The organism is Streptococcus sp. 2022WUSS135 (assembly GCF_044427045.1).
Taxonomy (GTDB): Bacteria; Bacillota; Bacilli; order Lactobacillales; family Streptococcaceae; genus Streptococcus; species Streptococcus hashimotonensis.
In genome coordinates this window covers 19,649-32,450 of record NZ_JAOTGL010000006.1, presented here as the reverse complement: position 1 = coordinate 32,450, position 12,802 = coordinate 19,649, and the positions used below count along the sequence as shown (strand labels likewise).

Annotated in this window: 8 protein-coding genes; 6 read left to right on the top strand and 2 right to left on the bottom strand. The window is 41.3% G+C overall.

Annotated elements, in window-relative coordinates; all coding sequences use genetic code 11:
- The first annotated feature begins 24 nt into the window (after positions 1-24).
- Positions 25-468 (top strand): VOC family protein, encoded by a 444-nt coding sequence (locus tag ODU45_RS03290; RefSeq protein WP_029743634.1) that lies wholly within the window; start codon positions 25-27, stop codon positions 466-468.
- Positions 469-490: 22 nt separating this feature from the next.
- Here ODU45_RS03290 and ODU45_RS03285 read toward each other — a convergent pair whose 3' ends face one another.
- Both ODU45_RS03285 and ODU45_RS03280 read right to left on the bottom strand, forming a co-directional pair.
- Positions 491-2,101 carry a permease gene (locus tag ODU45_RS03285; RefSeq protein ID WP_398580767.1) on the bottom strand — a complete coding sequence of 537 codons (1,611 nt, stop codon included), beginning with the start codon at positions 2,099-2,101 and terminating at the stop codon, positions 491-493.
- Positions 2,098-2,841 carry an ABC transporter ATP-binding protein gene (locus ODU45_RS03280; protein ID WP_024407052.1) on the bottom strand — a complete coding sequence of 248 codons (744 nt, stop codon included), beginning with the start codon at positions 2,839-2,841 and terminating at the stop codon, positions 2,098-2,100. The genes ODU45_RS03285 and ODU45_RS03280 overlap by 4 nt, the downstream gene beginning before the upstream one ends.
- A 239-nt stretch (positions 2,842-3,080) precedes the next feature.
- On the opposite strand from ODU45_RS03280, the gene uvrC reads away from it, so the two are divergent.
- From uvrC to ODU45_RS03255, 5 genes are all read left to right on the top strand, one after another.
- Positions 3,081-4,865 (top strand): excinuclease ABC subunit UvrC, encoded by a 1,785-nt coding sequence (gene uvrC, locus ODU45_RS03275; RefSeq protein ID WP_398580766.1) that lies wholly within the window; start codon positions 3,081-3,083, stop codon positions 4,863-4,865.
- A 56-nt stretch (positions 4,866-4,921) separates the two neighbouring features.
- Positions 4,922-5,050 carry a DUF4044 domain-containing protein gene (locus tag ODU45_RS03270; RefSeq protein WP_024412289.1) on the top strand — a complete coding sequence of 43 codons (129 nt, stop codon included), beginning with the start codon at positions 4,922-4,924 and terminating at the stop codon, positions 5,048-5,050.
- Positions 5,051-5,253: 203 nt separating this feature from the next.
- Entirely contained in the window at positions 5,254-6,567 is a 1,314-nt protein-coding gene (gene obgE, locus ODU45_RS03265; RefSeq protein WP_105179441.1) for a GTPase ObgE, read from the top strand.
- A gap of 657 nt (positions 6,568-7,224) precedes the next feature.
- Positions 7,225-7,389, top strand: coding sequence for a hypothetical protein (locus ODU45_RS03260; protein WP_024393955.1), 165 nt, complete (start codon positions 7,225-7,227; stop codon positions 7,387-7,389).
- Between the two features lie 364 nt (positions 7,390-7,753).
- Positions 7,754-12,766 (top strand): MucBP domain-containing protein, encoded by a 5,013-nt coding sequence (locus tag ODU45_RS03255; protein WP_398580765.1) that lies wholly within the window; start codon positions 7,754-7,756, stop codon positions 12,764-12,766.
- The last annotated feature ends 36 nt before the right edge of the window (positions 12,767-12,802 follow it).

Here is a 12,802-nt window from a genome sequence, read left to right as displayed (position 1 = left end):
CCATCATAACTTTGGAGGTCCATCATGCTTAAAGCAATGGAAGTATACTTGGTTACTAATGGTAATGGTTTGGAAGCTATCGAGTTTTATAAAAATGCTCTTGGGGCAACAGTTGAGCAAGTAAATCTATTTAAAGATTTCTTACCAGACTGCCCTACTGAACTAGAAAATTACGTGATGAATGCACAGTTTCGTTTGAATGGTCAACGGTTTATGTTGTCAGACAACAACCCAGAAATGCCTTATACAGTAGGTGACAATATTACAGTTGCGCTTATCACAGATGATGCTGAAACAGCGCAGGAACTATATAGCAAGTTATCCGTAGATGCAACTGCTATCAATATGGAACTTCAAGCAGTTCCGTGGTCTCCTGCCTATGGCAATGTAACAGACAAGTTTGGTATCTCTTGGCAAATCAATGCTGAAGTAGAAGGATACGGTCAGGAATATTACGCAGAAAACTAAAATAGATTGGACATTGTCCAATCTATTTTAGTTTTTGCCAATAAGCTTTGTAAATATACAGTTGAAGAGTAGCTGATAGGATAAGCAGTAAGGTCATCAAGGCTGAGCTTACATAAGCTGCACCAATAGTGCCAGCTAATATGATGCTGAAAACTAGAATAATGGCTCCGAGAAACATTGTTCCTATGATTGATCCAGCAATCAACCATTGACCCGCTCCGCGACCAAATAACTGGTTACTATTTTGCCAGTTGAGCATGAGGAGTCGTTGGTCACGCCAGTAATAAATCTGACCAGTTAGCAGGGCTGAAATGATGATGCCGACTGTAAAGAAGAATGCTAGAATGAATTTGACTTTCATGAAACCTAGTGCCAAAGCAAAGTAAAGTAGGGTCGGTAGTGCAAATTGCACGGCAGCCAATACCCAGAATTTTTGGATGATAAATTTTTTGAAACTTATAGGAAGTGTTCGAATGAAATGATAATTTTCCTTCTCCAATGACATGGCCACTCCGATGAAGGTTGTAGAACCAGCAAATAGACTGCCAAGCAAGAATCCAGCTAATAGAGCAATACCAAAGAAATCCCATTCAACTGAACTCAGACCACCATTCTCTGTGAAACGGCTAAAACTTGGAAAAAGCGCTACTCCCATAATGATTGGTTGTATCATGGTTTGGACCATGAGGTTGCTATCTTTAAGAGTAGATAGGTGGTGTTTCACTAAAGCTTGATTGAGATTGCTAGGAATCTTGGTAGATTTAGCATTATTGGTCCGTTTTGTCGAAGCATTTTCAATCGCTAAAACTTGATTAAAGTAGTTGGGAATGACAGTTTTAAACGCAAACACAATAAGTCCAATCATCAAAATGAGAGGAAGTCCAAAATGAAGGAGTGTTTCTAGTGAGATAGTATGGCTGACCAAGTAATGGAATCCAGCAAATATAGGTATGATAGGAAAATCAACAAAGCCACCAGTTTCGAGTGAAACGGTCTGCTGAGATTGCAGGAACATGAGTGCAGCAAAAGCCAGCAAGGAAGAACCTGTCATCAGGATTGTAGAAATCAATGTTTTACGAGGGCTTTTTGTTAGAACCTCCCCAACAAAGTGCATGATAATCAGATTGACTAAATTAGCTAAAATCCAGAGAATCAAAAAAGAAGGAATGGAAGCTAAGGCGAGGAGCGGACCGCCAATTTGCCAGTAAGTGATTAGAAGTAAAGACAGACACGGCATGAGGAAGGGTAAGACCATCCCTTGTGCAGAGAGGATTTTAGCGAGGAAGACTTCTTGTGGCTTCAGGGGAAGTGCTAAATACAACTTTGTATCCTTACTATCGTAGAAAACGGAGAAGAAACCTGTAAAACCGTAGACAATGGCAATAATGGTAAAGAGCGCTAGTTGCAGAGAAAAGAAACCGATGGACTGACTATAATCTACTCCCATGAAAAAGACAGAATAGAGAAGTCCGAAACTCAAAACCATAAATACTTGTTGCAAGAGGACACTTTTATAGGCTGAAAAGGAGGCGTCTTTGCGCTTACTTTGTTTCTTCTTGACAGAAGCTAGAAGTTGAGGATTGGAATAAAGAATATTAATCTTTACTAGTTCCCAAATGATGGATTTACTCATACTTCCTCACCTGCCTTCACTTGTTGGCGTCCAGCTAATTCCAAATAGATGGTCTCCAAATCTTTATCTGGATACTGTGATTTGAGTTCATCTAGACTTCCTACGAAAATGAGTTGCCCTTTTCGGAGAATAGCAATGCGGTCACAGAGTTGTTCAGCTACTGAAAGGACGTGTGTAGAAAATAGAACGGTGTGACCAGACTGAGCATGTTCTTTCATCATTTGTTTTAGGTCGAAAGAGGCCTGAGGATCCAGTCCAGTTAGGGGTTCATCCAAAATCCAAATATCAGGGTTAGGGATCAATGCACCAATAATAATGGTTTTCTGACGCATACCGTGTGAAAAACTATCAATAGGCTCATGCTGGCGCGCGGTCATATCAAATAGACTAGATAGTTTAGCGATACGGTCATCAACTGCATCTTTTTCTACACCATAGACCTTGCCCATAAAGTGCCAGTATTCAAAAGCTGTTAAGTGTAGGAAGATGTCTGGCGAATCTGGAACGTAGGCTATCCGTTTTTTGACTTCATCGCGGTTCTCCTCTAGGTTTAAACCATCAACAGAGATAGTTCCATAACTGGCTTCGATTATCGAAGTCAATAGACTGATTGTCGTTGTTTTTCCTGCCCCATTGTGACCAATTAAACCGAAAATCTCGCCGCTTTCAATTGTCAAATTTAGGTCATCAAGTGCGATTGTTTCGCCGTATGTTTTTGTGATATGGTCAAATTGTATCATAGTAACCTCCTTGTTATTCGTGAACTAAAAGTAGGAGCTTGCTAGGTATTCCGAGCCTTATTCCAATGTTCTTCGAATAATATATACAATTAATTACATTTATTATACTGCTGAATTAGTACAAAAGCAATAGTTTCTATCAATATTTTTGTAGTATGGATGCGGATATATTCCAAGAAGTCGAGTGTAAAAAGGAATGCAATAAGCTCGATTATCAGAAAATTTGCTATAATAGACCTATGAACGATTTAATCAAGCATAAGTTGGAGTTGCTGCCGGACAGTCCGGGTTGCTACCTCCATAAAAACAAGTACGGAAAAATTATCTATGTGGGCAAGGCCAAAAACCTGCGCAATCGGGTGCGGTCTTATTTTCGTGGTGCCCATGATACCAAGACAGAGGCCTTAGTATCTGAAATTGCCGACTTTGAATTTATCGTGACGGATTCCAATATCGAGGCCCTCTTACTGGAAATCAATCTGATTCAGGAAAACAAGCCTCGCTATAACATCATGCTCAAGGATGACAAGTCTTATCCCTTTATCAAAATTACCAAGGAACGTCATCCACGGTTGATGATTACACGGCAGATAAAAAAAGATGGCGGTCAGTATTTTGGACCCTATCCAGATGTGGGTGCGGCCAACCAGACCCTCAAGCTCTTGGAGCGTCTGTATCCTTTCCGCAAATGTAAATTGCCTGTGAACAAGTATTGTCTTTACTATCATTTGGGGCAATGTTTGGCCCATGGGGAAAACCTGCCCAGCCTGTCAGACTATGACAAGATGGCTAAGGAAGTTGCCCAGTTCTTGACAGGACATGATGATAAGATTGTCAAGGAAGTGCAGGAAAAGATGAAAGTGGCTGCTGGCAATTTGGAATTTGAAAAGGCTGCGGAATATCGCGATGTCCTGCAATCCATTTCCACCCTGCGGACCAAGCAACGTGTGATGGCTCATGACTTGCAGAATCGGGATGTCTTTGGCTACTATGTGGACAAGGGCTGGATGTGTGTGCAGGTTTTCTTTGTTCGGCAGGGGAAACTGATTGAGCGGAATGTCAATCAGTTTCCATACTATAATGATGCGGACGAAGATTTTTTGACCTACATCGGTCAGTTTTACAGGGACCAGCAACATTTGATTCCGTCGGAGGTCTTAATACCGCAGGATATTGACCAAGAAGCCGTAGAAGCTCTGGTAGCTACCAAGGTGCTTAAGCCCCAGCGTGGCGAGAAGAAGCAGCTCATCAATCTGGCGACCAAGAATGCGCGTGTTAGTCTGGAGCAGAAGTTTAATCTTTTGGAGAAAAATCTGGAGAAGACCTACGGTGCTGTGGAGAATATCGGTCAGCTTTTGGGGATTCCGACGCCTGTGCGAATTGAGGCTTTTGATAACTCCAACATCATGGGGACCAGCCCTGTGTCGGCTATGGTGGTCTTTGAAAATGGGGTGCCTAATAAAAAGGAATACCGCAAGTACAAGATTAAGACGGTGGAAGGGCCAGATGATTATGCATCCATGCGGGAAGTTTTGCAGCGGCGGTACAGTCGGGTGCTGCGGGACGGTTTGACACCGCCTGATTTGATTATCATTGACGGTGGTCAGGGGCAGGTCAATGTCGCCAAGCAAGTTATCGAGCAGGAGTTGGGTATGTCCATTCCCATTGCAGGTTTGCAGAAGAATGACAAGCACCAGACGCACGAGTTGCTTTTTGGCAATCCGCTGGAAGTAGTTGAGTTGCCCCGTAATTCTCAGGAATTTTTCCTCCTGCATCGGATTCAAGATGAGGTTCACCGCTTTGCTATTGAGTTTCATCGACAGATTCGGTCAAAAAATTCCTTCTCATCCAAATTGGACGGCATAGAGGGCTTGGGACCAAAACGCAAACAGGCTCTAATGAAGCATTTCAAGTCTATTGGCAATATCCAGTCGGCCAGCCTGCAAGAAATCGCAGAAGCTGGCGTGCCGTATAAGGTGGCGGAGTTGGTCAAGGAAAGCCTTTCTTCAAAGGATGAGATTTGAAAACATTCCCATAATGTGTTAGAATAAACTATCAATGACTAAATAAGGAGAAAGCAATGGCTTTTGGTGAAGAAAAACACAAAAAAACAACATTTGAGAAAGTGACTTTAATAATCGTTGTCGTGATGGTTGTCGCGACATTGGCTGGCTTGATTTTACCAGCTATTAATGCATTGATGAATTAAGAACCTGTATTGACAGTTCGGCACTTTTATCTAAGGTTGGTTTTTAAGCTGTTCATCGTTAGTTTTTTCAAAATACAGTCAGTATTCTCTCAAAGAACGACCTTGATTAGCTAAAAACCTTCGCTTATATATGAGCACTTCGCTTGTGAATAGAGGTCTAAAACGCTTTTAAGCGTTTTTTTCTAGGAAAGAATAGGTAAATTATGAGTATGTTTTTAGATACCGCCAAGATTAAGGTCAAGGCAGGTAAGGGAGGCGATGGGATGGTTGCCTTCCGTCGTGAAAAGTATGTACCAAACGGCGGTCCTTGGGGCGGTGATGGTGGTCATGGTGGGAATGTTGTCTTCGTTGTAGATGAAGGCTTGCGGACCTTGATGGACTTCCGTTACAACCGTCGCTTTAAGGCTGATGATGGTGAAAAAGGGATGACCAAAGGTATGCACGGTCGAGGAGCGGAAGATTTAATTGTTCGTGTACCGCAGGGAACAACTGTGCGTGACGCTGATACAGGTAAAATCATTACGGACTTGGTTGAGAATGGGCAGGAATTTGTTATTGCTCATGGTGGTCGTGGTGGTCGAGGAAACATTCGTTTTGCGACACCTAAGAATCCTGCGCCAGAGATTTCTGAAAATGGTGAACCAGGTGAGGAGCGCAACCTTGAATTGGAATTAAAAGTACTAGCTGACGTTGGTCTTGTTGGTTTTCCGTCAGTTGGTAAGTCAACGCTTCTTAGCGTGATTACAGCTGCTAAACCAAAGATTGGTGCCTATCACTTTACAACCATTGTTCCTAACTTGGGAATGGTGCGGACCAAGTCAGGCGAGTCATTTGCAGTGGCTGATTTGCCTGGTTTGATTGAAGGTGCTAGTCAAGGCGTGGGACTTGGAACTCAATTCCTCCGTCACATCGAGCGGACACGTGTTATCTTGCATGTTTTGGACATGTCAGCAAGTGAAGGTCGTGATCCTTATGAGGACTATGTAGCCATCAACAATGAATTGGAAACTTATAATCTTCGTTTGATGGAGCGTCCTCAGATTATCGTTGCCAACAAGATGGACATGCCAGAGGCAGAAGAACATCTGGAAGAGTTCAAGAAAAAATTGGCAGCCAACTATGATGAGTTTGAAGAATTGCCACAGATTTTCCCAATTTCTGGTATTGCTCACCAAGGTCTGGAAAATCTACTAGAAGCCACAGCCGAGTTGCTTGAGAAAACGCCAGAATTCTTGCTCTACGACGAATCAGATTTCCAAGAAGAAGAGGCTTACTATGGCTTTAATCCAGATGAACCAGAATTTGCAATCAGTCGTGCAGACGATGCAAGTTGGATTCTATCTGGTGACAAGCTGGAAAAACTCTTCACCATGACCAACTTCGATCGTGACGAATCTGTCATGAAATTTGCTCGCCAGTTACGTGGTATGGGTGTTGATGAAGCCCTCCGTGCGCGTGGTGCCAAAGACGGCGACATCGTCCGTATTGGTAAGTTCGAATTTGAGTTTGTGGATTAAAACTGTCTGGGGGACAGTTTTAACCCGAGCCTAAAAATTCGAAAGCGAGGTAGTTTGGGGAACTGTATCAGCTGGTCGCCTTGAAATACGAAAGCGACCATGTCTGGGGGACTTTTTCAGCCCGAGCCTGAAAACTCGCAAGCGAGGTAAGCAGTTTGACTGGGAGTGGGAAAGAACTCGACTAGTTAAAAAAGAGTTCGTCTTCCCACCCCCGCACAGTTGATTAGATCAGATTTGGAGTGTAAAACACGAACAAATCTGCCAATCAACCACTGTGCTGAGATGTTGACACGAACTCTGAAGAGTGGTGCTAGGCTTTTTGCCCAGCCTCTAGTCAAACTACGCCAAGTCCTAGGGGACCTTGGCTAGCTACCTTACTAACTTCACCCAAATGGTAGTATCGACCATTTGGGCTCCGTGTCGTAACGTTGGAACTACCTTTAAGTCCTAAAGGACTTGATGTAGTACGGTAGCCGCTATGGTGGACTATTCCGTACAGGCAGTAGTATTGACTGCCTGTACTCCATGTCGTAACCTGTCCGGTAAGTTAGTCTAGTACGAACTTAGAAATTCGAGAGCAGACTATAGCTTTATAAATTTCGTTCAGTTGGTGACAGTCGTTTATGAGCAATCTAAAAAAAATAGTTGGAGGTCTGTATGGGTGATAAGCCAATATCCTTCAAGGATAAAGATGGGAATTTTGTTTCAGCAGCCGATGTTTGGAATGCTGAAAAATTAGAAGAACTCTTTAACAGGCTCAATCCCAATCGCAAATTCCGTTTGGAACGTGAGCGTTTGGCAAGAGAGCAAGAAAAGGAATAAATTCAAAATCTGCTTGTTGTATCAGAAAACAGGCAGATTTTTTTTAAAATTTATTGACTATTTATTATTGACTATATGTATAAGAATACAAGATATGGCGCGAATATTTTTGCGGTGTCGGTAATTTTATAGAAATTCTCAAAAGTGAAATTTCTTAAAAAATATGAAAAAATTATGAATATACTGGTTTCTTCTCGAATTGAAGCGAATTCATAATGTTTTTTTGAGGAATTTTATAATATTACTTGGCATTTAAAGTTATTTGTAGTATAATACCTCAGATAATTGCAGGAGTTTTCAAGGCTTTGATACAAAGAGTAGAAAATTTGTGTAATTAAATTAATATTTATATGGGGGATTTTTTATGCGTAAAGCAAATAAAAAATCATTTGACTGGTACGGCACGAAACAACAATTTTCGATTCGTAAGTATCATTTTGGTGCAGCAAGTGTTTTGCTTGGTATGTCATTGGTGATGGGGGCAGGTGCACAAACTGTTAAAGCAGAAGAGACTGCGGCATCCTCAGATGCGACTACTGCAAGTAGTACATCGGTTGACTCCTTGAATGCAGATGCAAAAGAGTCAGTTGCTTTACCAACAGAAACAGCTGCAAGTTCTGAACGTACGGTTGATATTTCTTACATTGTTAAGTATGTCCTTGAGGACGGTTCAGTCGTAAGTGCTTCGGTAGAATCTGTTCCAACAACAACTACAGAGGCAATTGCCAAAGCAACAGCAACAGTAACAGCGGTTGTACCAGAAGGTTATGAATTGGCATCTGGTGAGTCGGCAACAGTTTTGTATGAAGTGACTGAAAATGCTGAAAATATTGTAACTGTAAAAGTTGTCAAAAAAGTAGAAGCTACAGCAACTGTTAGCACACAAACTACAACATCAACAACTGTAGCAACTGCTAGTTCGACAACTACAGCAGCTACATCAACTACACCTACGACACCTGCAACTGTAGAAGAAGCTAAAACAGTTCTTGAGCAAGTAACTTCAGAAGCGGAAGTATTGGCAAATGAAGCTAATCGTTTGGTTGCTGCAGATAGCACAAATGAAGCATTGAAAACAGCAGCTGCCGCAACTAAATTGGTTGTAACAGAAGCAACAGTGGTATTGAACGATTCAACTGCAACGCTTGAATCCGTGAATGCTCAAATCAATGCAGTTCGTACAAACGTAGAAGCTCTAGTGCTAGAATTGCGTAAGTACTATCCAGATGGTGAAATCACTGCAGTATTGAATACCGCTGCTGGAACTCCAGCTGCAACAACTATTGATGTTACTAACCCGAATTCTATTCACTATGCTCAGAATGGCGTTTGGGAAATTCCAAATCCAGCAAAAGCAGCCAATTCAGGGCTTCCAGTTGCTGATCAGAAAGCAACTATTACAGAGGCTGATAGGAAGTATCCAGATGGCTACATTGGAGATCAAGATGCTAACCGTGATACATTTCTTATTTTGAACCTTGATACGGTTGCTGGTTATGGCGATGGACAGAACTTCAATGATTGGGTCAACCATAATTACTACATAACATTTTCTGTGTCTACAGATGCAGCAGAACGTGCATCTGAGGATGTTGTTTATGCTAAATTGGTTGAAAAAACCGATAATGGGAATAATGTTGTTAGAACTATTAAGTTATCACCAGGAGTGGCAAATAACTTTGAGGAACTGAAAGTGTTAGAGGGAGATGCCACTCATAAAACTACCTACAGTTTCGTATACAATGTTCAGACTGCAAATGGTGGCACAACAAGAACTATTTCTACTAAAAATAGTAATGGTAGTAATAAGAATACCATTTTGTATAGTAAATTAGAACCGAAACGTGTTGGCGAAACCTTTACGACCGCTGATGTAGGTGTAACAGGCTCAACAACACAGACCACTTCTTACTTTGTAAAAGAAAATGCTGATACTGGACGACCACGTGAATTGTTAGCGAAGTATGCTCAAAAGGGTGGACTGATTGGTGATAAATTTACTATTGCTGGTGTCATCGACTTTGACAATTATGAGCTTATTAAGTCAGAGTTACCAAGCGTAACTTCGGGTGTTTTGGCATCTGATTATGTTGTCGGAACTCAAATTCTTCAGTTGCAACCTAATAATAATGAAGTGCGTGTGGTAACAATTACAGGAGCTGATGGTTCAGTCCAACAACAACTTTATATGTTGGATCCAAATAATCCAGATTGGGCAAAATTTTATAAGTCCAACATGAACAAAGCAACTCTTTCTGACTTGAAAGATTACTTTAAATTAATGTTTACTTCTGAGGTTCTTAAGCCAGGGGCTTACAATACCAAAGAAGGAACATTTTCTGCGAAGTTCTATGAAGCGGATAAATTGGTACTTGAGAACACCATTGTCCAAGTGTTGGATGAAAATGGTAATGTTCTTGGTACCCTAAGTGATGACAAGTCTACTATTACGACAAACACTGGTACAACAATTTCAGTAGCTAGCGCAACTGATTCAAGTGTAATAGGTACTGACGAGACTGTCTATCTGCTTAACTACCATAAAGTATATAAGACAGATACAAATGGTAATTATGTGGATGCTGCTGGTAATGTTCTCACGCCAATTCTTTGGGATGTATATAAACCAGCTAATGAATTTGTTCCTGGTATTTATGAAGATGGAAAAGCTGGAGTCGATTCGGTAACGATTTCTACAGGGCCTTTGAATGCAAATTCATATCCTGAAGCAATTTGGTATTTCGGATATAATTATAAGACGGCTGCTGGAGAAAAACGTTTAGTTGATACAGGGGTCATTCCAGGAGCTACAGATGATTCTCGATGGGATCTTGGTGGTTTAGAACTTGGTATGCGTAACAACAACTCAAAAAATGAGCAACATGCTCGCTATTGGTATACTGAAAAAGGTGGTGTTGAGGTTTACTACATCACTTCGGACGGTAAGGTTCTTACTGACTTCACTATTTCTGATGGAAAAACTGTAGCAGACAAGGTAACGATAGTGGGTCACGGAGACACTGATTCAGCTTACAATACAGCTTCAGTACGTTACCCAACTATCACGGCTGCAGACGGTACAGTTTACTACTACAAACAAATTGATACCACAGCAGCAAATCTTCACCCAGTTGTGAATGATACTACCGATACAGACTATCGTTCAAATGAGAAAATTGATGCTGAAACAGGAACAATTAAGACTGATACAGTCAAACAATTGACTTATGTTTACGAAAAAGCTGGTAGCGTTAATGTTAACTTTGTTGATGTCAATGGTAAAGTAATCAAAGCTCCTGTTTCAGATGAAAAAGATGCGAAACCTGGTTATAATTATGATACCGACTTGGATCAGAAATTAGCTTCCATCACTTTTGAAGGCAAGGTGTACAAACTTGTTCCTGCTGGTGATTATCCGGTTGGTAAAGTTGGCAAGGGAAATAACTTGATTGCAGTTGGCAATAATACTGCGAAAGGTATTGACCCAACAACAGGTAAGATTGAAGCTGGTGTTAATAAAGAAGTTACCTATGTCTATAAAGCAGTGACAGGTTCTGTAGTTGTAAACTACAAAGATACAGAAGGTAATGTAATTAAAGATCCAGAAACGGATGTGTCTGATGCACCGGTTGGAGATGCTTATACTACAACTGACAAGAAACCAAACGAAATCGTCACAAAAGATGGGTCACGCTATGTCCTTGTTCCATCTAAGACAGATGGTGAGGAAAATGGTAAAGTTATCGAAGGAACAATCACAGTAACTTATGTTTACCAGAAAGTTGCAAACTGGATTCCAGAGATTCCAAATGTACCAGAGTCAGAGCGTCCAAAAGTACCTTACCCATTTGACCCAACAGAGCCAGATGAGCCAATCGATCCAACGATACCAGGAACAAATGGTGAGATTCCAAATATTCCTTACGTTCCAGGATACACACCGGTTGATCCTAAGGACAGCACACCGTTGGAACCAGTTGATCCAAACGATCCAGGTAAGGGATATGTACCACCAACACCAGAAAATCCAGGTGTTGATACACCAATTCCTTATGTTCCGGTTAAGAAAGTCGTAACTAACCACGTTGATGAAGAGGGTAACCCTGTTGCGCCGCAAGAAGAGGGAACAAAACCAAACAAATCAATCCCAGGTTACGAGTTCACAGGTAAAACTGTTACTGACGAAGATGGTAATACAACTCACATCTACAAGAAAACTCCGGAAGTTAAGAATGGTACAGTTGTTGTTAACTACGTAACAGAAGATGGTACAGTTATCAAGGATTCTGTAACAGATACACCGACTTCCCCAGAGGGTACACCATACGACACTACAGACAACAAACCTAAGACAATTACTTTCAAAGATGAAGAGTACGAATTGGTTCGTGTTGATGGTACAGAAAACGGTAAAGTTGTAGAAGGTGAAACAGTTGTGACTTACGTTTACCGTAAAGTTGAAACACCTGCTAAGAAAGTTGTAACCAACCACGTTGATGAAGAGGGTAACCCTGTTGCACCGCAAGAAGAGGGAACAAAACCAAATAAATCAATCCCAGGTTACGAGTTCACAGGTAAAACTGTTACTGACGAAGATGGCAATACAACTCATATCTACAAGAAAACTCCGGAAGTTAAGAACGGTACAGTTGTTGTTAACTACGTAACAGAAGATGGTACAGTTATCAAGGCTCCTGTAACAGATACACCGACTTCCCCAGAGGGTACACTATACGACACTACGGACAACAAACCTAAGACAATCACTTTCAAAGATGAAGAGTATGAATTGGTTCGTGTTGATGGTACAGAAAATGGTAAAGTTGTAGAAGGTGAAACAGTTGTGACTTACGTTTACCGTAAAGTTGAAACACCTGCTAAGAAAGTCGTAACTAACCACGTTGATGAAGAGGGTAACCCTGTTGCACCGCAAGAAGAGGGAACAAAACCAAACAAATCAATCCCAGGTTACGAGTTCACAGGTAAAACTGTTACTGACGAAGATGGCAACACAACTCACATCTACAAGAAAACACCAGCTAAGAAAGTCGTGACTAACCACGTTGATGAAGAAGGTAACCCTGTTGCACCAAAAGAGGATGGGTCAACACCAAAACGTCAAATTTCAGGTTACGAGTATGTGCGTACTGTAGTTGATGAAGAAGGTAATACGACACATATTTATCGCAAACTTTCTAATAAACCAACAACACCTGAGAAGGAAACTCCTGCAAAACCTCAAGCAGGTAAAACCGCTTCAGGTAAAGCTCAATTGCCAAATACTGGTGAGGCTTCATCTGTGGCAGGTGCGCTTGGTACAGCAATGCTTGTCGCAACACTTGCGTTTGCAAGAAAACGTCGTCGTAACGAAGATTAGTCAAAATTCTTTATACAGACTTTATTCCCCCATATA